A 25,239-nucleotide genomic window follows, 5' to 3' on the forward strand; every position below is an offset into this window, starting at 1 on the left:
GCCGCATCTGACATCAGAAAATAGTGAATGGCGCAATAACGATAAATTTCACGTCACGCTCATCCTGGAAGATGTTGCCGTAACCGCCGCCCCAGCTTGGAATACTGGAGTGGTTGTCGTATTCGGTGAAGTGCAGTTTGAACATGGTGCCTTTGGCGCGCCCCTCCTGCAGGGTATAAACCGCATCCAGACTGTATGAGGACTCTTCGATAGTACGGTTTTTGTCGTAGTAAGCATCCGGGTTACTTTGCCAGGTTGCCGGTTTGGCATCCCAGGCGTAAACGTAAGAAGCACCCACAGCCCAACCCGGCAGATTCCAGTTTTTCAGGTCATACATCGCGCCGAAGAAAACCGCCTTTTCACCGTTAGCGTTAAAGTCGGAGCGGTTATCCCACCAGATATCCAGACGACCGTTTGAAGAGGCGTAGGTTGGCGTCATACGTTGCAGAAAATAGCCCTGCTGACCGTCCGCTTTCACCCAAGTGCCTTCCAGACGCAGGTCAACCACTTCCGCGACTTTGTAGCCGAAGGTCAACGCCTGCAGCCAGGCCGTACCGTCGTAAATATCATTCACGCTGCGATCGTCTACTTTGTCGCGCGCGCCGTAGAACTGGTAACTGGTGGTGAACGGATTGCCGCCTAAATCAAATTTATAGCTGGCCTTCGCGAAATATTGATCGACATAGCCTTCGGACTGACCAAACGCCGCTTCCAGCACCAGATCATTTTTGAAGTCGTACTTCGCGCCGATCGAGTGGAGATAGTCCACATTGGTTTTTTTATCCGCCTGATAAAACTTATCCATTTCGGTATGCCACGGCGCTTTATATTCGTTAGTCCACATGTAGGAAAAACTTAACGCGCCCGCATCGCCATAGTCAAAACTGGCGCCGGCTTCCGCCCCCTGATAGGTACCCGGCATAAAACTCCAGTGCGGCGCTAACAGCGTCTGACCGGTAGGCTGAATATAACCGGCGCGCGCCCAGACCGGGCCATATTTAAATTTCGCTGCGGCCTTATAAAGGCTGATGCCGCTCTTATCGCCGGAATAGTCTTCGTCGTAGCCTTTATTCTTTTTCGAGAAGGCAATTTCGTTTGGATGACCGCTGTCGCCGTTTTCCGCCATTTCAATCGCGGTAAACGCCGCGATATCCAGACCGAACATATCCGCAGCGTAACCAGACTGAAAATCCAGGTTAGCGTTCCAGGTCGCATGAGAAAGGTTAGTTTTATATTTGTCGCCGTCGGTAACATCTTTACGATCGCGTTCGCGCTGCCAATAATAGATGCCGCCCGTTAACGTAGAGTCGTCGAAAAAGCCGGAGGCTTGCGCCTGCGGAACAACGATCCACCCCGACATTGCTGTGATACCGGCGATAGCCAGAGCCAGCGTACTACGTTTGCCACTAAACGTACGCATAAGTTAATCCTCTTTGACGTATAAATTGCTGCCGACAAAAGCGAACAGCGAAAAAATAAAAATAAAAAGTAGCGCTGAGAAACCTCATTTACTACGTTAAATAGACTATTTTTCGCGATGCGAATTATCAATCTCTTTCTGTAACCAGTATGTAATAATATGAGCAACCGCACATATTTAATTGCTTTCTGTTACATTCATCTTCCTGTATGGAAAGCAGGTCGTCAAAAAGAAAATTAGTTTGTTTTCCATACGCCTCAAAACAATTGTCTCCTGTTGACCTGGTGCTAATAACATCTTCATTAATTATAATAATAATTTTCGGAGAATAATTAATTCGCCCCGCAAAAAAGAGAACGACTTAGAAATGCAGAGAAAAAACGCCGCAGATTGCGGCGTTTGGAAGGGATTTATTACAGCGTTAAACCTGATGGCGCTGCGCTTATTCGCCCGCTTTCGCCCACGTATCACGCAGGCCCACGGTGCGGTTAAAGACCAGCTTATCCGCAGTTGCATAGCGACTGTCGAGGCAGAAGTAGCCTTCACGCTCAAACTGGAAAGCTTTCCCTGCTACCGCCGCTTTCAGCGACGGCTCACCATACCCCTGCTTAATCACTAATGATTCCGTATTGATAACGGACAGAAAGTCCTCCGCTGCGCCCGGATTCGGCACGCTGAACAGACGGTCGTAGAGACGAATTTCAATCGGCAACGCATGTGCTGCGCTAACCCAGTGGATTACGCCTTTCACTTTACGCCCGTCAGCCGGATCTTTACTCAGCGTATCGGCATCATAGGTACAGAAGATGGTGGTGATATTGCCTTCAGCATCCTTCTCTACGCGCTCCGCTTTAATGACGTAGGCATTACGCAGACGCACTTCTTTACCCATCACCAGACGCTTGTACTGCTTGTTCGCTTCTTCGCGGAAATCCGCGCGATCGATCCAGATCTCACCGCTAAACGGCACTTCACGGCTGCCCATCTCCGGTTTGTTCGGATGGTTAGGCATGGTGACTATTTCACTCTCACCCTGCGGGTAGTTTTCGATAATCAGTTTTACCGGATCGATAACCGCCATCGCGCGCGGCGCGTTTTCGTTCAGATCTTCGCGAATGCAGGATTCCAGCGACGCCATCTCAATGGTGTTGTCCTGCTTGGTCACGCCGATGCGTTTGCAGAACTCCCGAATGGAAGCCGCAGTATAGCCACGACGACGCAGACCGGAGATGGTCGGCATACGCGGATCATCCCAGCCTTCTACGTGTTTGTCCGTCACCAGCAGGTTCAGCTTACGCTTAGACATCACGGTGTATTCCAGATTCAGCCGCGAAAATTCGTACTGGCGCGGGTGAACCGGAATGGTGATGTTGTCCAGCACCCAGTCGTACAGACGACGGTTGTCCTGGAACTCAAGAGTACACAGAGAATGAGTAATGCCTTCCAGCGCATCGCTGATGCAGTGAGTAAAGTCGTACATCGGATAGATGCACCACTTCGTGCCGGTCTGATGGTGCTCGGCGAATTTAATCCGATACAGTACCGGATCGCGCATCACGATAAACGGCGACGCCATATCGATTTTAGCGCGCAGACAGGCTTTACCCTCTTCAAAACCGCCGGTACGCATTTTTTCAAATAGCGCGAGGTTCTCTTCGACGCTGCGATCGCGGAACGGGCTGTTTTTGCCCGGCGCGGTCAGCGTACCGCGGTATTCGCGGATCTGCTCCGGCGTCAGCTCATCAACGTAAGCCAGGCCTTTATTGATGAGCTCGACCGCATAGGCGTGCAGTTGGTCAAAGTAATCGGAGGAGTAGCGAATATCGCCAGACCAGTGAAAGCCTAACCACTCGACGTCGTTTTTGATCGAATCAACGTACTCGATATCTTCTTTCACCGGGTTGGTGTCATCGAAACGCAGGTTGCACTGGCCCTGATAATCTTGCGCGATGCCAAAGTTCAGGCAGATAGATTTCGCGTGGCCGATGTGCAGATAGCCATTCGGCTCCGGCGGAAAACGGGTATGGACAGTGGTATGTTTACCACTCGCCAGATCTTCATCAATAATCTGACGAATAAAGTTAGTCGGGCGGGCTTCAGCCTCACTCATCGTGGATTCCTCAAAGCGTAAACAACATATAACGGCATATGATCTTATAAGCCGGAGAGACTGACAACCTTTAGTTACTTAAAAAGTGGCTTTGCAGAAAATATGGGGGCTGATTGCGGTAAAAAAAGCGGCGAAGGTTTCCCCCGCCGCTTATGTTTCCTGTGATATCGCCGGATGGCGTCTTACGCCTTATCCGGCCAGGAAGCGATTATTTGCTCTTGATCTCGTACAGTGGCGTTTGACCCGCTACTACGTGACCATCCGCTTTGATGACCAGACCGCTGAAGTCATCGATATTGCTACAAACGACCGGGCTTATCATGGAGCGCGCATTGGCATTCAGGAAGTCCAGATCCAGTTCCAGAACCGGCTGACCCGCCGTGACTTCCGCACCCTCTTCTACCAGACGCTTGAAGCCCTGACCGTTCAGCGCGACGGTATCGATACCCATATGGACAACGATCTCCGCGCCTTTTTCGGTTTCCAGGCAGAACGCATGGTTAGTGTTGAAGATTTTCACGATAGTACCCGCCGCCGGAGAAACCACGGTTTTATCGGTGGGTTTCACCGCCACGCCGTCGCCGACCGCTTTGCTGGCGAAGGCTTCATCCGGTACCTGATCCAGCGCTACCACATCACCAGTGACTGGAGAAACCAGCTCAGCGATAGTGACGGCATTCGGCGCCGCCTGTGGTTTGGCCGCCGGGGCAGGCGTAGCAACGTGAGCCGCATCAGCAGACACCGCCGCGACCGGACCACGCGCCACCACTTTCTTCATTTCATCGCCAATCGATTCCGCTTTCGCGCCGACAATAACCTGAATGGTCTGTTTGTTCAGTTTCACCACGCCGGAAGCGCCGAGGCGTTTGCAGGCCGCATCGTTGACGCGAGCAGAGTCATTCACCGTCAAACGCAGACGGGTAATACATGCATCGATCGCTTGCAGGTTATCCGTCCCGCCAACAGCGGCGATATAGCTGGTCGCCAGTTGCGTTAACCCTTCTTCGGTGTTGCTGTTGGCTTCTTCCGTTACCATATCATCAACTTTATCTTCGCGGCCCGGCGTTTTCAGGTTAAACATACGAATAACCGCGCTGAACAGCAGGAAGTAGATGATAAAGAATACAACGCCCATCACCAGCAGCATCCAGACGTTATTACTGGCCGCTGGCAGGTTATACATCAGTGCATAGTCAATCGCGCCTGCCGAGAAAGAGAATCCCGCATGGATACCCAGCAGCGTCGCGACAAACAGGCTGATACCGGTCAGAATGGCGTGCAGAAGGTACAGCAGCGGCGCAAGGAACATAAACAGGAATTCCAGCGGCTCGGTTACGCCGGTCAGGAACGCAGTGATCGCGACAGAGAGCAGCATACCGCCCACCATCGGACGACGTTCTTTCGGCGCGGCGAAATACATCGCCAGAGCGGCGCCCGGCAGACCAAACATCATGATCGGGAAGAAGCCGGACATAAACATCCCCGCCGTGCCGTCGCCAGCATAGAAGCGATTGATGTCGCCGTGGAATACGGTGCCTGCGGCATTGGTGAATTCGCCAATCTGGAACCAGGCGATGGTATTCAGTACCTGATGCAGACCGGTTGGGATCAGCAGACGGTTGATGAAACCAAAGATACCGGAACCCAGTGCGCCAGCGGAAACGATCCATTCACCGCCCGCATGGATGCCATGCTGTACCGGCGGCCAGACATAACCGAAAATAGCGGCCAGCACCAGACAGAAAAAACCCGTTGCGATCGGCACAAAACGTTTTCCGCCGAAGAAACTGAGAAAATCAGGCAGCTTAATACCAGACCAGCGATTATAAACCGCGCCGCCTACCAGACCGGTAATAATCCCCGCCAGCACGCCCATGTTGATTTCCGGGTTAATCGTCACCATCGCTTTGGTCATAACAAAATACCCGACTGCCCCCGCCAGCGCTGCCGCGCCCGCGCTATCTTTAGACCAACTGGATGCCACGCCGATAGCGAAAACCAGCGCCAGGTTGTCAAAAATAGACCCGCCCGCTTGCGCGATAAACGGCATATTTAGCAAATCTGGTTGACCAAATCGCAGCAACAGCGCTGCGACCGGCAACACGGCGATAGGGAGCTGCAACGCCCTACCCAGCCGCTGGAAAAAACCTAAAATATTCATCTTATTCCCCCTACGAGACGCCGATATGGCTTCTTTGAAGCCGTTTTTTATTGTGCTGCAAACGTTAAAAACGCGATGTTCTGTAATCGAACGGTAAGATCATCTCCTTCAGAGTGTGTGGAAAATTAATTCGCCTCGCAAATTAAACGCGTGTTATTTGTGATTATAATCACTAAATATCGTAATCATCCCTACCACCTACTGGCTAACATGGAAAACTTATTTTATGATTCAAAAAATCAGGACGGATTGAACACGGATTCTGGATATCCAGGTTACGCTTAATACTATCCGCCAAATTTTGACATTGATTATTGAGGTGAAGAATGAGACTGATCCCCCTGAATACCGCAGAACAGGTTGGCAAATGGGCCGCTCGCCATATCGTTAACCGTATTAATGCGTTCAAACCGACCGCCGATCGTCCGTTTGTCCTGGGACTGCCTACCGGCGGTACGCCGCTGACGGCGTATAAAGCGCTGGTTGAGATGCACAAAGCAGGCGAGGTCAGCTTTAAGCATGTGGTCACCTTTAATATGGACGAATATGTCGGCCTGCCGAAAGAGCATCCGGAAAGCTACTACAGCTTTATGCATCGTAATTTTTTCGATCACGTTGATATTCCAGCAGAAAACATCAATCTTCTCAACGGTAACGCACCGGATATCGATGCAGAATGCCGTCAATATGAAGAAAAAATTCGTTCTTACGGAAAAATCCATCTGTTCATGGGCGGCGTCGGCAACGACGGTCACATCGCTTTTAACGAGCCGGCATCTTCTCTGGCTTCCCGTACCCGTATCAAAACGTTAACCCACGATACTCGCGTAGCGAACTCCCGCTTCTTTGACGGCGACGTAAATCAGGTACCGAAATATGCGCTGACGGTTGGCGTAGGCACGCTGTTAGACGCGGAAGAAGTGATGATTCTGGTGCTGGGCCATCAGAAAGCTCAGGCGCTACAGGCAGCGGTTGAAGGCAACGTCAATCACATGTGGACAATTAGCTGCCTGCAACTCCATCCTAAAGCGGTTGTAGTATGCGATGAGCCGGCCACAATGGAGCTTAAAGTTAAGACATTAAAATATTTCAATGAATTAGAAGCAGAAAATATTAAAGGTCTGTAATGTTGTCTCCGCCCTGCCAGTCAACGCGGGGCAGTAAATTTTTGATATCGGGGGTCGGAATGTATGCTTTAACTCAGGGCCGGATCTATACCGGTCACGAAATTCTTGATGACCATGCGCTTGTTGTCGCTAATGGCCTGATTGACCGCGTTTGTCCGATGGCCGAACTGCCGCCGGGAATAGAACAACGCTCGCTTAATGGGGCCATTCTCTCCCCCGGTTTTATTGATGTGCAGCTAAACGGCTGCGGCGGCGTGCAGTTTAACGATACCGCAGAAGCCGTCAGCGTTGAAACACTGGAAATTATGCAGAAAGCCAATGAAAAATCGGGCTGTACTAGCTTTCTGCCAACGCTTATCACTACCAGCGACGACTTGATGAAACAGGGCATTCGCGTCATGCGCGAGTACCTGGACAAACATCCGTACCAGGCGCTGGGCCTCCACCTGGAAGGTCCCTGGCTTAACCTGGTAAAAAAAGGCACCCATAATCCTGATTTCGTGCGAAAACCAGACGCTGCGCTGGTCGATTTCTTGTGCGATAATGCCGACGTCATCACCAAAGTCACACTCGCGCCGGAAATGGTGTCTGCTGATGTGATCGCTAAACTGGCGAATGCGGGCATTGTGGTTTCCGCAGGCCACTCCAACGCGACGTTAAAAGAGGCAAAAGCGGGCTTCCGCGCCGGGATTACCTTTGCGACTCACCTGTTTAACGCGATGCCGTATATTACAGGCCGTGAACCCGGTCTTGCTGGCGCAATCCTGGACGAAGCGGATATTTATTGCGGCGTTATCGTCGATGGCCTGCATGTCGACTACGTCAACATTCGCAATGCCAAACGCCTGAAAGGCGACAAGCTTTGTCTGGTGACAGATGCCACCGCACCGGCGGGGGCCAACATTGAGCAGTTCATTTTTGCCGGTAAAACAATATACTACCGCAATGGACTGTGTGTGGATGAAAACGGTACGCTGAGCGGTTCGTCCTTAACCATGATTGAAGGCGTACGCAACCTGGTCGCGCATTGCGGCATCGCTCTGGATGAAGCGCTGCGCATGGCCACGCTCTACCCGGCTCGCGCTATCGGCGTTGATAAGCATCTCGGAAGCATTGCGCCCGGTAAAGTCGCGAACCTGACCGCGTTCACCCATAATTTTAGAATTATCAAGACCATCGTTAATGGTGACGAGGTCGTTGACTTGAGTAAATGAGAATATGACGCCAGGCGGACAAGCTCAGATAGGTAATGTTGATCTCGTAAAACAGCTTAACAGCGCGGCCGTTTACCGCCTGATTGACCAGCACGGTCCTATCTCGCGCATACAAATTGCCGAGCAAAGCCAGCTTGCTCCCGCCAGTGTAACGAAAATTACGCGTCAACTCATTGAACGCGGGCTGATTAAAGAAGTCGATCAGCAGGCCTCCACCGGAGGCCGCCGCGCTATCTCTATCGTCACAGAAACCCGCAACTTCCACGCCATTGGCGTTCGCCTTGGGCGTCATGACACCACCTTAACGCTCTACGATCTGAGTAGTAAAGTGATCTCTGAGGAGCATTATCCGCTGCCGGAGCGCACCCAGGAGACGCTGGAACACGCACTGCTCAACACTCTCGCTGTCTTTATTAACAACTGTCAGCGTAAAATCCGTGAATTGATCGCTATTTCCGTGATCCTGCCAGGGCTTGTCGATCCGGAAAGCGGCGTGATTCGTTACATGCCGCACATTCAGGTTGAAAACTGGGGACTGGTCGAGGCGCTGGAAAAACAGTTTCACGTCACCTGTTTCGTTGGACACGATATCCGTAGCCTGGCGCTGGCAGAACACTACTTCGGCGCCAGCCAGGATTGCGAGGACTCGATTCTGGTGCGCGTCCATCGCGGTACAGGCGCCGGAATTATCTCTAACGGGCGCATCTTCATTGGCCGTAACGGCAACGTTGGCGAAATTGGGCATATTCAGGTGGAGCCGCTGGGCGAGCGCTGCCACTGCGGAAATTTTGGCTGTCTGGAAACCATTGCCGCCAATGCCGCGATTGAACAACGAGTGCTGAATTTGCTTAAACAAGGCTATCAAAGCCGTGTTCCGCTTGACGACTGCACGATTAAAACCATCTGTAAGGCGGCAAATAGGGGCGACAGTCTGGCCTCGGAAGTCATTGAGCATGTCGGTCGCCATTTGGGCAAAACGATCGCCATTGCTATCAACCTGTTTAATCCGCAAAAAATCGTCATTGCCGGCGAGATCATTGAAGCCGATAAAGTCCTGTTGCCAGCTATAGAAAGCTGTATCAATACGCAGGCGTTAAAAGCATTTCGCAAAAATTTGCCGGTGGTACGCTCCACGCTGGATCACCGTTCTGCTATCGGCGCATTTGCATTAGTTAAACGCGCCATGCTCAACGGAACATTACTGCAACGTTTGCTGGAAAGTTGATGCGCTCTTATAGTATCGGATTATTCACAAATTCCCTGGGTAGTTCATGACCATCAAGAATGTAATCTGCGATATCGACGGCGTGCTGATGCACGACAACGTAGCCGTACCCGGTGCGGCGGAATTTCTGACGGGGATTCTGGAAAAAGGTCTGCCGCTGGTGCTGCTGACCAATTACCCGTCGCAAACCGGTCAGGATCTGGCGAACCGCTTTGCCACCGCTGGCGTTAACGTGCCGGACAGCGTGTTTTATACTTCAGCAATGGCGACAGCCGATTTTCTGCGCCGCCAGGAAGGTAAGAAAGCGTATGTCGTAGGCGAAGGCGCGCTCATTCACGAACTCTATAAAGCGGGTTTTACGATCACCGATGTGAACCCTGATTTCGTCATCGTCGGTGAGACCCGCTCCTACAACTGGGACATGATGCATAAGGCGGCATTTTTCGTCGCTAATGGCGCGCGCTTTATCGCCACCAATCCGGATACCCATGGCCGCGGTTTCTACCCGGCCTGCGGCGCCCTGTGCGCAGGCATTGAAAAAATCTCCGGTCGCAAGCCGTTTTATGTCGGCAAACCAAGCCCGTGGATAATCCGCGCGGCGTTAAACAAAATGCAGGCGCACTCGGAAGAGACCGTTATTGTTGGCGATAACCTGCGTACCGACATTCTGGCGGGATTCCAGGCCGGTCTGGAGACCATTCTGGTACTTTCGGGCGTATCAACGATCAATGATATCGATAGTATGCCGTTCCGCCCGAGTTGGATTTACCCTTCCGTCGCTGAGATCGACGTTATCTGATTATTCCCTCGCCCAGGCCGGGTACGTCTTATCCGGCCTGTAGAAAATTCATTAAAAAAACAGCCATAAAAATGATAATTATTTAATTAAAAAGCACATTACATATGCTTTTTTTATCAATCATCAACCGCTATTGCATTTTTTCCTTTCTGGTCGGCAAAACCCTTGCGCCCTCTCCCGGTTTGCGGCATTTTTTACTGCAAGCAAACACAAAAAGTATGACGCAACAGATTACCGGAGAAGGTTATGTGTTCTATTTTCGGCATATTCGATATTAAAACAGATGCAGTTGAACTGCGTAAAAAAGCCCTTGAACTGTCACGCCTGATGCGCCACCGCGGCCCGGACTGGTCAGGTATCTACGCTTGCGATAACGCGATTCTCGCACACGAACGTTTATCAATAGTTGACGTCAACGCCGGCGCTCAACCACTGTACAATGAAAAGAAAACCCACGTGCTGGCCGTCAACGGCGAAATTTATAACCATCAGGCATTACGCGCAGAATACGGCGATCGTTATCATTTCCAGACCGGCTCCGATTGCGAAGTCATCCTCGCGCTGTATCAGGAAAAAGGTCCGGCATTTCTTGACGATCTGCAGGGAATGTTCGCCTTTGCTCTATACGACAGCGAAAAAAACGCTTATCTGATTGGTCGTGATCATATCGGTATTATTCCGCTGTATATGGGCTATGACGAATTCGGCAACTTCTACGTGGCCTCGGAAATGAAAGCGCTGACGCCGGTCTGCCGTACTATTAAAGAGTTCCCGGCGGGCAGCTACCTGTGGAGCAAAGACGGCGAGATCCGCCAGTACTATCAGCGCGACTGGTTTGAGTTCGATGCGGTAAAAGACAACGTTACCGACAAAAACGCGCTGCGCCAGGCGCTGGAAGAGTCGGTGAAAAGCCACCTGATGTCCGACGTCCCCTACGGCGTACTGCTCTCCGGCGGTCTGGACTCGTCGATTATCTCGGCGATCACCAAAAAATTCGCCGCCCGTCGCGTCGAAGATCAGGAACAATCCGAAGCCTGGTGGCCGCAGTTACACTCTTTTGCGGTAGGTCTGGAAGGCTCGCCTGACCTGAAGGCGGCCCAGGAAGTGGCTAACCATCTCGGCACTGTGCATCACGAAATTCATTTCACCGTCCAGGAAGGTCTGGATGCGATTCGCGATGTGATTTACCACATCGAAACCTACGATGTCACCACTATCCGTGCGTCGACACCAATGTATCTGATGTCACGTAAAATCAAGGCGATGGGCATCAAAATGGTACTGTCCGGCGAAGGATCTGACGAAGTCTTCGGCGGCTATCTCTACTTCCACAAAGCGCCGAACGCCAAAGAGCTGCATGAAGAAACAGTACGCAAGTTACAGGCGTTGCACATGTATGACTGCGCCCGCGCCAACAAAGCGATGTCTGCCTGGGGCGTAGAAGCGCGCGTGCCGTTCCTTGATAAAAAATTCCTCGACGTGGCGATGTGTATCAACCCGCAAGATAAAATGTGCGGCAACGGCAAAATGGAAAAGCACGTACTGCGCGAGTGTTTTGAATCGTATCTGCCGGCGAGCGTGGCGTGGCGTCAGAAAGAGCAGTTTTCGGACGGTGTGGGCTACAGTTGGATCGATACACTAAAAGAAGTCGCGGCAAAACAGATTTCCGATCAACAACTGGAAACCGCACGTTTCCGCTTCCCATACAACACGCCGTCGTCTAAAGAGGCGTATTTGTACCGGGAAATTTTTGAAGAATTGTTTCCAGTGCCGAGCGCGGCGGAGTGCGTACCGGGCGGCCCGTCCGTAGCCTGTTCCTCCGCCAAAGCAATTGAGTGGGATGAAGCATTCAAAACGATGGATGACCCGTCAGGGCGCGCGGTCGGCGTGCATCAGTCGGCATACCAGTAAATAACCATGACGAAAGAGCTCTTAGGGGCTCTTTTTTTATGACAAACCACTTTCTGAAAAGTGATTAATAACCAATAATTGCCGAATATTACGTCACGCTGTTCGCAACCTAACCAAACAGACACTTTCCAACGTTTTTCGATGAAAAAGAGGTTGACGCTTCAAGGCTCAATACGCATAATGCGCCCCGCAACGCCGATAAGGTAACGTGAAAAAAGATGGCTACGTAGCTCAGTTGGTTAGAGCACATCACTCATAATGATGGGGTCACAGGTTCGAATCCCGTCGTAGCCACCATCTTTTTGCGGGAGTGGCGAAATTGGTAGACGCACCAGATTTAGGTTCTGGCGCCGCAAGGTGTGCGAGTTCAAGTCTCGCCTCCCGCACCATTCACCTGTAAGCGTTGTACGGATGGGGTATCGCCAAGCGGTAAGGCACCGGTTTTTGATACCGGCATTCCCTGGTTCGAATCCAGGTACCCCAGCCATATTTTTTCGAGTTTGCGGTTCACCGCGACGGTATTGGGGTATCGCCAAGCGGTAAGGCACCGGTTTTTGATACCGGCATTCCCTGGTTCGAATCCAGGTACCCCAGCCATCGAAGAAATCACTTGGCTACGTAGCTCAGTTGGTTAGAGCACATCACTCATAATGATGGGGTCACAGGTTCGAATCCCGTCGTAGCCACCATATTCAGGAATGTCGGGGTCGCCCGGTAATCCGAAAATAATTTGTTGGGGTATCGCCAAGCGGTAAGGCACCGGATTCTGATTCCGGCATTCCGAGGTTCGAATCCTCGTACCCCAGCCAACTTTAAAAGCCGTTCACGATTGGGGTATCGCCAAGCGGTAAGGCACCGGATTCTGATTCCGGCATTCCGAGGTTCGAATCCTCGTACCCCAGCCAACTTAAAAAAGCTCGCTTCGGCGAGCTTTTTGCTTTTCTGTTCGGAACGCCGGGGGTGGTAAAACTTACCCGGCCTACAAGGCAGGCCTGATAAGAGCAGCGCCATCAGGCACACAACATTCTACACTCCTAACGCATATTTCAGCGCCTGACGTTTTAGCACGCCTGCGCGCTGCGCCGCCATCAGCCCCATATTGCGTAAAATACGCAGCGGCGGTAGTTCATTGCTAAACCCGGCATAAAACAGATCCATTCCACTTTGCATCATAAAATTATCTGCCATGCGCCGCGTCTGATAGCGTTTCAACACCGAATGGCTGGCCCAGGACTCGCCATAGCTACGGGCACTCGCCAGCACATCAATCAACGCATCAACATCCCGATACCCCAGGTTGACGCCCTGCCCTGCCAACGGATGAATGGTATGCGCCGCGTCGCCCACGAGCGCCAGTCCCGGTCGCACATACTGCAACGCGTGACGACGGGTTAGCGGAAACGCGCCCGCCGCGACGGGTGTCACGGCCCCCAGACGCGTCGGAAAGTGCTTGTTTATTTCCACCTGCAATTGCGCCATGGATAAACCTTGTAGCTGGCGAATACGTGCTGGAGCGTCATACCATACCAGCGACGCCCAGTCGTCGAACAGCGGTAAAAAAGCGCGCGGCCCTGTTGGCGTAAACTGCTGCCAGGTGCTGTCGCCTGGCGCATTTTCACACTTGACGGTGATAAGCATACACGACTGCGCATATTGCCAGGCATGAATGCCAATTCCCGCCATTTGCCGTACCTGCGAATTCGCGCCGTCGGCGCCAATAACCAACTTTGGCGTAATACGTTCGCCGTCAGCCAGTTCCAGCGCACAGCCATCGTTGTGGCGGTGCAACGCTGCCAGTGAAGCCGGAACGCGCAGCGTCACGCCGGGATGCGCCTCCAGCGCCTGCCACAGCGCCTGTTGCAGGACGTTGTTCTCCACCATATAGCCTAACAGCGGCAGCTTGAGTTCAGCGGCGTCGAACACCACCTGGGCGTTTTCCCACTCCCAGGTCTCCAGTCGCCGATAGGGATGGCTACGCATACCCTGCACCGTCTCCCAAACGCCCTGCCCCTTGAGAAGAGATACAGATGCCGCGCTAATGGCCGAAATCCGCACATCAGGCTGACTGTCAGCCATAAACGGCGCAGGCGCGGCATGTTCTATTACCATCACCGTAAACCCTTGCTGCGCCAGTCCCAGCGCCAGCGCGCCGCCGACCATTCCCCCGCCGACAATGGCAATTTCCGTTGGTTGATTTGTCATGGTCATTCATCCTGTTACGTTTTAAACAAGTTTACAGGATTTTTTACCCATTAGGGCTGACGTCAGTCATACTGGTCACAACCGCGCCAAAGCATTACACTATGCGCCCTGCTTTTCAGCCACTATTTCGCAAGAGCAAGTCGATGACTAAAAAACTCCATATTAAGACCTGGGGCTGTCAGATGAACGAGTACGATTCATCGAAGATGGCCGATCTGCTGGACGCCACCCACGGGTATCAACTGACCGACGTGGCGGAAGAGGCGGATGTGCTGCTGTTGAATACCTGCTCAATCCGCGAGAAGGCTCAGGAAAAAGTCTTCCATCAATTAGGTCGCTGGAGACTGTTAAAAGAGAAAAATCCCGATCTGATTATCGGCGTCGGCGGCTGCGTGGCGTCCCAGGAAGGCGAGCACATTCGTCAACGCGCCCATTACGTCGACATTATTTTTGGCCCGCAAACCTTACACCGCCTGCCGGAGATGATTAACTCCGTGCGTGGCGACCGCAGCCCGGTGGTCGATATCAGCTTCCCGGAAATCGAGAAGTTCGACCGTCTGCCGGAACCGCGCGCGGAAGGCCCGACCGCTTTCGTTTCTATCATGGAAGGCTGCAATAAATATTGCACTTATTGCGTGGTGCCGTATACCCGCGGTGAAGAAGTAAGCCGTCCCTCTGACGATATCCTGTTTGAAATCGCTCAGTTGGCCGCGCAGGGCGTGCGAGAAGTCAACCTGCTGGGCCAGAACGTTAACGCCTGGCGCGGGGAAAACTACGACGGCACCACCGGCACATTTGCCGATCTGCTGCGTTTGGTTGCTGCCATCGACGGCATTGACCGTATTCGCTTTACTACCAGCCATCCGATTGAGTTCACCGACGATATTATCGAGGTGTACCGCGATACGCCGGAGCTGGTCAGTTTCCTGCATCTGCCGGTACAGAGCGGTTCCGATCGCGTGCTAAATCTGATGGGGCGAACCCATACTGCGCTGGAATATAAAGCGATTATCCGTAAACTGCGCGCGGCAAGGCCGGACATTCAGATAAGCTCTGATTTTATCGTCGGTTTCCCTGGCGAAACCAGCGATGATTTCGAAAAGACCATGAAGCTTATCGCCGACGTCAACTTTGATATGAGCTACAGCTTTATCTTCTCCGCGCGTCCGGGAACACCTGCTGCCGATATGGTTGATGACGTACCGGAAGAAGAGAAGAAGCAGCGTCTGTATATTCTGCAAGAGCGTATCAATCAGCAGGCGATGGCGTGGAGCCGACGTATGCTCGGCTCCACACAGCGCATTCTGGTGGAAGGCACGTCGCGTAAAAATATTATGGAGCTGTCTGGTCGTACCGAAAACAACCGGGTGGTGAACTTTGAAGGAACGCCGGAGATGATTGGTAAGTTTGTCGATGTGGAAATTACCGACGTCTACCCTAATTCACTACGCGGGAAAGTGGTACGCACCGAAGATGAAATGGGGCTGCGCGTCGCCGAAACGCCGGAGTCCGTGATTGCCCGTACCCGTAAAGAAAACGAGCTGGGCGTAGGATTCTACCAGCCTTAATCCTGATGGAAAGACAATAATGCCCGATAGCGCTGCGCTTATCGGGCCTACTGGTCATGGCCCGTTGCCCGACGGGCCTTGCAATTTTCCCTCTTCATCCCCATCTTCATTGCATTGCTTGCGCCTTTACCCACTGGCGTGAATAATTTCCTTACAGGCCGGTAGTCATCCGTTATCCGGCGATACAAACACAAGAGGAACGGTTTGAATATAGACACTCGCGAAATTACCCTTGAGCCCGCAGATAACGCCCGTCTGTTGAGCCTTTGCGGGCCGTTTGATGACAATATTAAACAGCTCGAACGTCGTCTCGGTATTGAAATCAACCGCCGTGACAATCACTTTAAACTGACCGGTCGCCCAGTTTGCGTGACCGCGGCGACAGATATTTTGCGAAGCCTGTATGTCGATACCGCTCCGATGCGCGGTCAGATTCAGGATATCGAACCGGAACAAATTCATCTGGCGATCAAAGAAGCGCGGGTGCTGGAGCAGAGCGCGGAAAGCGTGCCGGATTACGGCAAAGCTATCAATATCAAAACCAGGCGTGGCGTGATTAAACCGCGTACGCCGAACCAGGCGCAGTACATTGCCAATATTCTCGATCATGACATTACCTTCGGCGTCGGCCCAGCGGGTACCGGGAAAACCTATCTGGCTGTGGCGGCGGCGGTAGACGCCCTGGAGCGCCAGGAAATCCGCCGCATCCTGTTGACCCGCCCGGCGGTGGAAGCTGGAGAAAAACTCGGCTTTCTGCCAGGCGATTTAAGTCAGAAGGTAGATCCCTATCTGCGCCCACTGTATGACGCGCTATTTGAAATGCTCGGCTTTGAGAAAGTCGAGAAGCTGATTGAGCGCAACGTGATTGAAGTCGCGCCGCTGGCTTATATGCGCGGACGCACGTTAAACGACGCCTTTATCATTCTTGATGAAAGCCAGAACACCACTATCGAACAGATGAAGATGTTCCTGACGCGCATCGGCTTTAACTCGAAGGCCGTGATCACCGGCGACGTGACGCAGATCGACCTGCCGCGCAATACCAAATCCGGCTTGCGTCACGCCATTGAAGTGCTGGCGGAAGTCGATGAAATCAGTTTCAACCTCTTTCACAGCGAAGATGTGGTGCGTCATCCGGTCGTTGCGCGCATTGTTAACGCCTATGAAGCCTGGGAAGAAGCCGAACAAAAACGTAAAGCGGCGCTGGCGGCGGAGCGTAAGCGTGAAGCCCAGGAGCAGGAACAGAAATGAGCCAGGTAATCCTCGATTTACAGTTGGCCTGTGAAAACCACTCGGGCCTGCCGGATGAAGCTCAGTTTCAACGCTGGCTGGACGGCGTTATTCCGCAGTTTCAGGAAACGTCGGAAGTCACAATCCGTCTGGTGGATGAGGCCGAAAGCCACGACCTTAATTTGACGTACCGCGGGAAAGATAAACCCACTAATGTTCTCTCCTTCCCATTTGAAGCGCCTCCGGGCATTGAAATGCCGCTACTGGGCGATCTGATTATTTGCCGTCAGGTCGTGGAGCAGGAAGCGCAGGAACAGAGCAAGCCGCTGGAGGCGCACTGGGCGCACATGGTGGTACACGGTAGCCTACATTTGCTGGGTTACGATCATATAGACGATGACGAAGCGGAAGAGATGGAGTCTCTCGAAACGGAGATTATGCTTGCTATGGGCTATGAGGATCCGTACATTGCCGAGAAGGAATAGCATGCCGGATAGCGGCGCATGCGCCTTATCCCGCCTGTGTTCATGCATTTTGTAGGCCTGATAAGCGTAACGCCATCAGGCAATACATGCCATACCGGGCGCTGAGTTTACGCGCGCCGGACACGTTATAACTAACATGAGAACCCATACGACGCCATGAGCGACGACAATTCACACAGTAGTGACACAGTAAACAGTAAAAAGGGATTTTTTTCCCTGCTACTCAGCCAACTTTTCCACGGTGAACCCAAAAACCGTGATGAATTGCTGGCGCTGATCCGTGATTCCGGGCAGAACGAGCTTATCGATGAAGATACGCGCGATATGCTCGAAGGCGTAATGGACATCGCCGACCAGCGCGTTCGCGACATTATGATCCCGCGCTCCCAGATGATTACCCTGAAACGCAACCAGACGCTGGACGAATGTCTCGATGTTATCATTGAGTCCGCCCACTCGCGTTTTCCGGTGATCAGTGAAGATAAAGATCACATTGAAGGGATTCTGATGGCCAAAGATTTGCTGCCGTTTATGCGCAGCGATGCCGAAGCCTTCAGCATGGACAAAGTGTTACGCCCCGCCGTTGTCGTGCCGGAGAGCAAACGCGTCGATCGTATGCTCAAGGAGTTCCGCTCCCAGCGTTACCACATGGCGATCGTGATTGACGAGTTCGGCGGCGTTTCTGGCCTCGTGACTATCGAAGACATCCTTGAACTGATTGTCGGTGAAATTGAAGATGAGTATGACGAAGAAGACGATATCGACTTCCGTCAGCTTAGTCGCCACACCTGGACGATTCGCGCCCTGGCGTCGATCGAAGACTTTAATGACGCTTTCAGCACCCACTTCAGCGATGAAGAGGTCGATACCATCGGCGGACTGGTAATGCAGGCGTTCGGCCATTTACCGGCCCGCGGCGAAACTATTGACATTGATGGTTATCAGTTCAAAGTGGCGATGGCCGACAGCCGTCGTATTATTCAGGTTCATGTCAGAATTCCGGATGACTCGCCCCAGCCCAAACTGGACGAATAACATAATAGTGGACTAAAAATGGCATTTGCCTCGTTAATTGAACGCCAGCGTATTCGCCTGCTGCTGGCGTTATTATTCGGCGCCTGCGGAACACTGGCTTTCTCTCCGTATGACGTCTGGCCCGCGGCGATAGTGTCGCTTGTCGGGTTGCAGGCCTTAACGTTCAATCGCCGCCCGCTCCAGTCTGCCGCTATCGGCTATTGCTGGGGGCTCGGACTTTTCGGCTCCGGGATTAACTGGGTTTATGTCAGTATCGCGCAGTTTGGCGGGATGCCGGGCCCGGTTAACGTTTTTCTGGTGGTATTGCTTGCAGCTTATCTCTCGCTATACACCGGACTGTTTGCCGGTATTTTGTCGCGCCTGTGGCCGAAAACCGACTGGCTGCGCGCCGCTATCGCCGCGCCTGCAATATGGCAAATCACCGAATTTTTACGCGGCTGGGTACTGACCGGCTTCCCCTGGCTGCAGTTTGGCTATAGTCAGGTAGACGGTCCGCTAAAAGGGCTGGCGCCGGTGATGGGCGTCGAAGCGATCAACTTCCTGCTGATGATGGTCAGCGGACTATTAGCGCTGACATTGGCGACGCGGAACTGGCGCCCGCTGGCTGCCGCTATCGTTCTGTTTGCCCTGCCCTTTCCGCTACGCTATATCCAGTGGTTTACGCTGGAACCGTCCAAAGCAACCCAGGTATCGCTGGTGCAGGGCGATATCCCGCAGTCGCTGAAGTGGGACGAAAACCAGCTACTGAATACACTAAAAATCTATCTCAACGAAACCCGACCAGAGTTAGGCAAATCACAGATTATTATCTGGCCGGAGTCGGCGATTCCGGATCTCGAAATCAATCAGCAGCCCTTCCTCCGTTCGCTGGACGAGATGTTGCGCGAAAAAAATAGCACGCTGATCACTGGAATAGTCGATGCGCGGCTCAATAAACAGAACCGGTACGACACCTACAATACGATTATCACGCTAGGCAAGGATAATCCGTACAGTTATGACTCGCCCAATCGCTACAACAAAAATCATCTGGTGCCCTTTGGCGAGTTTGTCCCGCTGGAGTCTATTCTGCGTCCGCTGGCGCCGTTCTTCGATCTGCCCATGTCTTCTTTTAGCCGCGGCCCTTATATCCAGCCGCAGTTACATGCGCACGACTATAAGCTGACGGCGGCCATCTGTTATGAAATTATTCTCGGCGAGCAGGTGCGGGATAACTTCCGCCCGGACACCGACTATCTGCTGACGATTTCTAACGACGCCTGGTTTGGTAAGTCCATTGGCCCGTGGCAACATTTCCAGATGGCGCGGATGCGTTCGCTGGAGCTGGCGCGTCCGTTGCTGCGCAGTACTAATAACGGTATTACGGCGGTGATTGGCCCGCAGGGCGAAATTCAGGCGATGATCCCGCAGTTCACACGCCAGGTACTGACCACCCACGTCACGCCAACCACGGGTTTAACTCCCTATGCCCGTACCGGCAACTGGCCGCTATGGGTACTGACCGCGCTGTTTGCTTTTGGCGCGGTAGTGATGAGTCTGCGACAACGACGGAAATAATCTCTCCCCAGGCCGGATGGCGCTTCATTTATCCGGCCTGAAAATCCTCCTTTTTCCCCCATTCTGGCACGTCTATTGCTTTGTTAAACATGGCAAACCTGTTCTGGCTGCTTGTGCAACCTGGTCGCACCAGAATCGCTCGTCGGTAGCACCTGAACGGTGCAATGTAGGATTTTTGCCTCTGAACGGTGCGGCGCACTTCGCAAAAATAAACAATATCGCAGCAAAATATTTACAACAAGCCACACTAAATGTTAACAAACACACATAACACTGCACGCGCAAGTTGCAGGCAATAACAACATCACAATAGCTATCAATGCGTCAACGGCGCAGATGATAAAGGAGTTGGATATGCAATTACGTAAGCTAACCACAGCAATGTTGGTCATGGGACTGTCTGCGGGCCTGGCGCACGCAGAAGATGGCGCGCCTGCCGCCGGTAGCACCCTGGACAAGATCGCCAAAAATGGCGTGATCGTCGTTGGCCATCGCGAATCTTCTGTGCCCTTTTCTTATTACGACAACCAGCAGAAAGTGGTCGGCTATTCCCAGGACTACTCCAACGCCATTGTTGAAGCGGTAAAAAAGAAACTGAACAAGCCCGATCTGCAGGTGAAGCTGCTCCCGATCACCTCGCAAAACCGCATTCCGCTATTACAAAACGGAACCTTCGATTTTGAATGCGGTTCAACGACTAACAACCTTGAGCGCCAGAAACAGGCCGCCTTCTCCGATACGATTTTCGTCGTCGGGACGCGACTGCTGACTAAAAAAGGCGGCGATATTAAAGATTTCCCGGATCTGAAAGGCAAAGCGGTCGTCGTAACCTCCGGAACGACCTCTGAAATTCTGCTGCATAAGCTTAACGAAGAGCAAAAGATGGGGATGCGTATTATTAGCGCGAAAGACCACGGTGACTCGTTCCGCACCCTGGAAAGCGGTCGCGCCGTCGCCTTTATGATGGATGACGCGCTGCTGGCCGGCGAGCGCGCCAAAGCGAAGAAGCCGGATAACTGGGAGATTGTCGGTAAACCGCAGTCCCAGGAAGCCTACGGCTGTATGCTGCGTAAAAACGACCCTGAGTTTAAAAAGCTGATGGACGATACCATCGCTCAGGCGCAAACCTCCGGTGAAGCGGAAAAGTGGTTTGATAAGTGGTTTAAAAATCCGATCCCACCGAAAAACCTGAACATGAATTTCGAGTTGTCTGACGAGATGAAAGCCCTGTTCAAAGCACCGAATGATAAAGCGCTTAACTAACTAAAACTAAATGGGGCGGGAACTCCTGCCCTCTCGATTGTCGCTCAGCACGGACAGACTATAAGCCTGATGGTCGTTCCCCATCGGGCCTGAAACCGCAAATCGCCGGGCAATAATCTTCGAGGGTAGCGCTGCTACCCTTTTTTTTCGGAGTAGATGTATGTCAATAGACTGGAACTGGGGGATTTTTTTACAGGAAGCCCCTTTCGGCAATACCACCTATCTCGGCTGGATATGGAGTGGTTTTCAGGTCACCGTAGCCCTTTCGATTACTGCCTGGATTATCGCTTTCCTGATAGGATCTATTTTTGGCATTTTACGTACCGTTCCCAACCGTTTCCTCTCCGGGTTGGGTGCTTTATATGTAGAACTGTTTCGTAACGTGCCCCTGATCGTGCAATTCTTTACCTGGTATCTGGTGGTGCCTGAACTGTTGCCGGAAGATCTCGGCATGTGGTTTAAGGCGGAACTCGATCCCAATATTCAGTTTTTCTTCTCCTCTATGATCTGTCTGGGACTGTTTACCGCCGCCCGCGTTTGCGAACAGGTGCGCGCTGCTATTCAGTCCCTGCCTCGCGGACAGAAGAACGCGGCGCTGGCGATGGGGCTAACGCTGCCGCAGACATACCGTTATGTCCTGCTGCCGAATGCCTATCGCGTTATCGTGCCGCCTATGACGTCAGAGATGATGAACCTGGTTAAAAACTCAGCTATCGCCTCAACCATCGGTTTGGTGGATATGGCGGCGCAGGCAGGCAAGTTGCTGGATTACTCGGCGCACGCCTGGGAATCTTTTACCGCCATTACGCTGGCCTATGTGCTAATTAACGCCGTTATCATGCTGGTCATGAGCCTGGTTGAACGTAAAGTCCGTCTGCCGGGCAACGTGGGGAGTAAATAATGTACGATTTTGACTGGAGTTCGATTATCCCCTCCATGCCCTATCTGCTGGCCGGGTTGGTCATCACGCTGAAGATCACCGTCACTGCCGTTGTCGTGGGGATAGTCTGGGGAACCATTCTGGCCGTAATGCGCCTCTCAAGCTTTACCCCTATCGCCTGGTTTGCTAAAGCGTATGTTAACGTTTTCCGTTCCATACCGTTGGTTATGGTCTTGCTGTGGTTCTATCTGATTGTGCCCGGCTTTCTGCAAAACGTGCTGGGGCTATCGCCGAAAACCGATATCCGCCTGATCTCCGCAATGGTTGCATTCTCCATGTTTGAAGCGGCTTACTATTCCGAGATTATTCGCGCCGGTATTCAAAGTATTTCCCGCGGGCAATCCAGCGCCGCGCTGGCTCTGGGGATGACCCACTGGCAATCCATGAGGTTGATTATTCTGCCGCAGGCGTTTCGGGCGATGGTGCCGCTGTTGCTTACGCAGGGCATCGTGCTATTTCAGGACACCTCTTTAGTTTATGTATTAAGCCTGGCGGACTTCTTCCGCACCGCGTCTACTATCGGCGAACGTGACGGTACGCAGGTCGAAATGATTCTGTTCGCCGGCGCCGTTTATTTTGTTATTAGCCTGAGCGCATCTTTACTGGTCAGTTATTTGAAGAAAAGGACAGTTTAATGATTACCCTGAAAAATGTTTCAAAATGGTATGGTCACTTTCAGGTGCTGACCGATTGTTCAACAGAAGTGAAAAAAGGCGAAGTGGTAGTGGTCTGCGGCCCATCAGGTTCCGGTAAATCAACGCTGATTAAGACCGTCAATGGTCTGGAACCGGTGCAAAAAGGCGAAATTACCGTTAACGGCATTATTGTGAACGACAAAAAAACCGATCTGGCGAAACTCCGTTCCCGCGTGGGCATGGTATTCCAGCACTTCGAGCTGTTCCCTCACCTGTCGATCATCGAAAACCTAACGCTGGCGCAGGTGAAAGTGCTGAAACGCGATAAAGCCGCCGCCCGCGATAAAGGGCTCAAGCTGCTTGAGCGCGTTGGGCTCTCGGCGCACGCCAATAAATATCCCGCCCAGCTTTCCGGCGGCCAACAACAACGCGTGGCGATTGCCCGTGCGCTGTGTATGGATCCTATCGCCATGTTATTCGATGAACCCACCTCCGCGCTTGATCCAGAAATGATCAACGAGGTGCTGGACGTCATGGTCGAACTGGCCCACGAAGGCATGACCATGATGGTAGTGACACACGAAATGGGCTTTGCCCGTAAAGTGGCGAACCGGGTGATTTTTATGGATGAAGGTAAAATCGTCGAAGATTCGCCAAAAGAGGAGTTCTTCGCTAACCCCAGTTCCGATCGCGCAAAAGACTTCCTTGCGAAAATCCTGCACTAACATTCCCGGCGCGCACGTCAAAGTGCGCGCTATCTCACGCTTTACCTCTTCGCTTCTCGAAACGTATCCAGCCGGGCGTTAACCTTGTCACAAAGTACTACTGACAAGGAGCCACAATGGCACTGCCTATTATTCTTGATTGCGATCCAGGTCATGATGACGCTATCGCCATCGTTCTCGCCCTCGCCTCCCCTGAACTGGACGTGAAAGCGATCACCTCTTCCGCTGGCAACCAGACGCCGGATAAGACGCTGCGCAACGTACTGCGAATGCTGACGCTGCTCAAACGATCTGATATTCCTGTGGCGGGCGGCGCGGTCAAGCCTCTGATGCGCGAGCTGATAATCGCCGATAACGTTCACGGCGAAAGCGGCCTCGACGGCCCGGCGCTGCCGGAGCCGTCTTTCGCGCCGCAAAACTGCACTGCCGTAGAGCTGATGGCAAAAACCCTGCGCGAAAGCCCGCAGCCCGTCACCCTCGTCGCCACCGGCCCGCAGACCAACGTCGCGCTGTTGCTCAATAGCCATCCGGAGCTGCACGCGAAAATTGCGCGTATCGTAATCATGGGCGGCGCAATGGGCTTGGGGAACTGGACGCCTGCTGCGGAATTTAATATTTACGTCGACCCGGAAGCGGCCGAAATCGTCTTCCAGTCGGGTATTCCGGTGTTGATGGCCGGGCTGGATGTCACCCATAAAGCACAGATTCACACTGCCGATATCGAGCGCTTCCGCGCGATTGGCAACCCCATTTCCACCATTGTCGCCGAACTGCTCGACTTCTTCCTCGAATATCATAAAGACGAAAAATGGGGATTTACCGGCGCGCCTCTGCACGATCCGTGCACCATTGCCTGGCTGCTGAAAGCGGAACTGTTTACCACCGTTGAACGTTGGGTCGGCGTGGAAACTCAGGGGAAATATACCCAGGGGATGACGGTAGTGGATTATTATTTTCTGACGGGGAATAAGCCAAACGCCACCGTAATGGTGGACGTGGATCGCGAAGGGTTTGTCGATCTGTTAGCCGAACGACTCAAATTTTACGGGTAATTTTCGCCGGATGGCGCTATCGCTAATCCGGCCTGAGGAAAGGGTATGTCGCAGGCCGCATAAGACGCAACACGTCGCCATCCGGCAAAGATAAATCACGGCTCGAACGGTCTTCTCTGGAACTGGTCATGCCCGCATTTCGGGCACAGCGGCAGCACATCCGGCGTATAGACCGCTAAATGGAAGTGGCATTTCTCGCATACCAGATTGCCCAGACCCACTACCTCTCCGCTGTGATAAACTCCGTGGTGATTGAGATCCTGAAAGACTTCACGCCACTCTAGTTGTGTTTTATCGGTAATATCCGCCAGCTCCTGCCACAGACTCTCTTTAATGACCCGCATAAAGACGCTGTCGTCCTGGCTCTCTTCGTAGCTCATGGCGAATTCTTCCAGATCGCGTCTGACGGCGCGCGTCAATTCATCCAACTCGGTCCGCGTTAACTCCCCTGTTTGCATCACACGCTGGCGCGCCTGCTCCACCAGCGCATTAATGTCGCGCTCGCCATTGCGTAAACGCTCGCTTAATGAGGCCACCAGTTCGCGGTAATATTGAGCAACTTTGTTCATCACGTCGTCTC

Annotated in this window: 20 protein-coding genes and 7 tRNA genes; 22 read left to right on the forward strand and 5 right to left on the reverse strand. The window is 52.6% G+C overall.

Annotation, left to right across the window (positions count from 1 at the left end):
• Positions 1-13: 13 nt before the first annotated feature.
• From chiP to nagE, 3 genes are all read right to left on the reverse strand, one after another.
• Entirely contained in the window at positions 14-1,420 is a 1,407-nt protein-coding gene (gene chiP, locus F4V61_RS05600; RefSeq protein ID WP_079835341.1) for a chitoporin ChiP, read from the reverse strand.
• A gap of 442 nt (positions 1,421-1,862) precedes the next feature.
• A complete protein-coding gene (glnS, locus tag F4V61_RS05605; protein WP_080160879.1) occupies positions 1,863-3,530 on the reverse strand; it encodes a glutamine--tRNA ligase in 1,668 nt (555 codons plus the stop codon).
• Positions 3,531-3,738: 208 nt separating this feature from the next.
• On the reverse strand, positions 3,739-5,691 hold the full coding sequence (nagE, locus tag F4V61_RS05610) for a PTS N-acetyl glucosamine transporter subunit IIABC (protein ID WP_058345623.1): 1,953 nt from the start codon (positions 5,689-5,691) through the stop codon (positions 3,739-3,741).
• A 326-nt stretch (positions 5,692-6,017) separates the two neighbouring features.
• Here nagE and nagB point away from each other — a divergent pair, with 326 nt between their 5' ends.
• From nagB to F4V61_RS05670, 12 genes are all read left to right on the forward strand, one after another.
• Positions 6,018-6,818 carry a glucosamine-6-phosphate deaminase gene (gene nagB, locus F4V61_RS05615; protein WP_001237054.1) on the forward strand — a complete coding sequence of 267 codons (801 nt, stop codon included), beginning with the start codon at positions 6,018-6,020 and terminating at the stop codon, positions 6,816-6,818.
• A gap of 59 nt (positions 6,819-6,877) precedes the next feature.
• Positions 6,878-8,032 (forward strand): N-acetylglucosamine-6-phosphate deacetylase, encoded by a 1,155-nt coding sequence (nagA, locus tag F4V61_RS05620; protein ID WP_000271198.1) that lies wholly within the window; start codon positions 6,878-6,880, stop codon positions 8,030-8,032.
• A gap of 4 nt (positions 8,033-8,036) precedes the next feature.
• Positions 8,037-9,257 (forward strand): DNA-binding transcriptional regulator NagC, encoded by a 1,221-nt coding sequence (gene nagC / locus F4V61_RS05625; protein WP_000187573.1) that lies wholly within the window; start codon positions 8,037-8,039, stop codon positions 9,255-9,257.
• 46 nt (positions 9,258-9,303) lie between these two features.
• On the forward strand, positions 9,304-10,056 hold the full coding sequence (gene nagD, locus F4V61_RS05630) for a ribonucleotide monophosphatase NagD (RefSeq protein WP_000153143.1): 753 nt from the start codon (positions 9,304-9,306) through the stop codon (positions 10,054-10,056).
• 246 nt (positions 10,057-10,302) lie between these two features.
• Entirely contained in the window at positions 10,303-11,967 is a 1,665-nt protein-coding gene (gene asnB / locus F4V61_RS05635) for an asparagine synthase B (RefSeq protein ID WP_038396549.1), read from the forward strand.
• A 220-nt stretch (positions 11,968-12,187) separates the two neighbouring features.
• Positions 12,188-12,264, forward strand: a tRNA-Met gene (locus tag F4V61_RS05640).
• A 7-nt stretch (positions 12,265-12,271) separates the two neighbouring features.
• Positions 12,272-12,356 (forward strand) — tRNA-Leu (locus F4V61_RS05645).
• A 23-nt stretch (positions 12,357-12,379) separates the two neighbouring features.
• A tRNA-Gln gene (locus F4V61_RS05650) sits at positions 12,380-12,454 on the forward strand.
• A gap of 35 nt (positions 12,455-12,489) precedes the next feature.
• Positions 12,490-12,564, forward strand: a tRNA-Gln gene (locus tag F4V61_RS05655).
• Positions 12,565-12,579: 15 nt separating this feature from the next.
• Positions 12,580-12,656 (forward strand) — tRNA-Met (locus tag F4V61_RS05660).
• 45 nt (positions 12,657-12,701) lie between these two features.
• A tRNA-Gln gene (locus tag F4V61_RS05665) sits at positions 12,702-12,776 on the forward strand.
• Positions 12,777-12,797: 21 nt separating this feature from the next.
• Positions 12,798-12,872, forward strand: a tRNA-Gln gene (locus F4V61_RS05670).
• Between the two features lie 121 nt (positions 12,873-12,993).
• Here the strand turns inward: F4V61_RS05670 and ubiF are convergent.
• Complete coding sequence (gene ubiF, locus F4V61_RS05675) at positions 12,994-14,169, reverse strand: 3-demethoxyubiquinol 3-hydroxylase (protein WP_080160880.1); 1,176 nt, start codon at positions 14,167-14,169, stop codon at positions 12,994-12,996.
• 143 nt (positions 14,170-14,312) lie between these two features.
• Here ubiF and miaB point away from each other — a divergent pair, with 143 nt between their 5' ends.
• The 10 genes from miaB to rihA all read left to right on the forward strand — a co-directional run bounded on the left by miaB (position 14,313) and on the right by rihA (position 24,659).
• Positions 14,313-15,737 carry a tRNA (N6-isopentenyl adenosine(37)-C2)-methylthiotransferase MiaB gene (gene miaB / locus F4V61_RS05680; protein WP_000162753.1) on the forward strand — a complete coding sequence of 475 codons (1,425 nt, stop codon included), beginning with the start codon at positions 14,313-14,315 and terminating at the stop codon, positions 15,735-15,737.
• A 204-nt stretch (positions 15,738-15,941) separates the two neighbouring features.
• Entirely contained in the window at positions 15,942-16,988 is a 1,047-nt protein-coding gene (locus F4V61_RS05685; protein WP_058345627.1) for a PhoH family protein, read from the forward strand.
• A complete protein-coding gene (gene ybeY / locus F4V61_RS05690; protein ID WP_058819221.1) occupies positions 16,985-17,452 on the forward strand; it encodes an rRNA maturation RNase YbeY in 468 nt (155 codons plus the stop codon). The genes F4V61_RS05685 and ybeY overlap by 4 nt, the downstream gene beginning before the upstream one ends.
• A 156-nt stretch (positions 17,453-17,608) precedes the next feature.
• Positions 17,609-18,487 (forward strand): CNNM family magnesium/cobalt transport protein CorC, encoded by an 879-nt coding sequence (gene corC / locus F4V61_RS05695; RefSeq protein WP_038396557.1) that lies wholly within the window; start codon positions 17,609-17,611, stop codon positions 18,485-18,487.
• A gap of 18 nt (positions 18,488-18,505) precedes the next feature.
• Positions 18,506-20,044: an apolipoprotein N-acyltransferase gene (gene lnt / locus F4V61_RS05700; protein ID WP_000853089.1), complete on the forward strand. Its 1,539-nt coding sequence runs from the start codon at positions 18,506-18,508 to the stop codon at positions 20,042-20,044.
• A 354-nt stretch (positions 20,045-20,398) separates the two neighbouring features.
• Positions 20,399-21,307, forward strand: a complete 909-nt coding sequence (locus tag F4V61_RS05705) for an amino acid ABC transporter substrate-binding protein (RefSeq protein ID WP_001177083.1) — start codon at positions 20,399-20,401, stop codon at positions 21,305-21,307.
• A gap of 160 nt (positions 21,308-21,467) precedes the next feature.
• Complete coding sequence (locus F4V61_RS05710; protein ID WP_080160881.1) at positions 21,468-22,208, forward strand: amino acid ABC transporter permease; 741 nt, start codon at positions 21,468-21,470, stop codon at positions 22,206-22,208.
• A complete protein-coding gene (gltK, locus tag F4V61_RS05715; protein WP_000271835.1) occupies positions 22,208-22,882 on the forward strand; it encodes a glutamate/aspartate ABC transporter permease GltK in 675 nt (224 codons plus the stop codon). Before F4V61_RS05710 ends, gltK begins: the two co-directional genes overlap by 1 nt.
• Positions 22,882-23,607 (forward strand): glutamate/aspartate ABC transporter ATP-binding protein GltL, encoded by a 726-nt coding sequence (gene gltL / locus F4V61_RS05720; protein ID WP_000631371.1) that lies wholly within the window; start codon positions 22,882-22,884, stop codon positions 23,605-23,607. Before gltK ends, gltL begins: the two co-directional genes overlap by 1 nt.
• Positions 23,608-23,723: 116 nt before the next feature.
• The gene (rihA, locus tag F4V61_RS05725) at positions 23,724-24,659 is read left to right on the forward strand and encodes a pyrimidine-specific ribonucleoside hydrolase RihA (protein WP_001207443.1); all 936 of its coding nucleotides are present in this window, start codon (positions 23,724-23,726) and stop codon (positions 24,657-24,659) included.
• A 95-nt stretch (positions 24,660-24,754) separates the two neighbouring features.
• Here rihA and F4V61_RS05730 read toward each other — a convergent pair whose 3' ends face one another.
• Complete coding sequence (locus F4V61_RS05730; protein ID WP_001044890.1) at positions 24,755-25,228, reverse strand: zinc ribbon-containing protein; 474 nt, start codon at positions 25,226-25,228, stop codon at positions 24,755-24,757.
• Positions 25,229-25,239 lie beyond the last annotated feature (11 nt).

Source organism: Salmonella enterica subsp. arizonae, assembly GCF_008692845.1.
In the GTDB taxonomy this organism is placed as follows: domain Bacteria; phylum Pseudomonadota; class Gammaproteobacteria; order Enterobacterales; family Enterobacteriaceae; genus Salmonella; species Salmonella arizonae.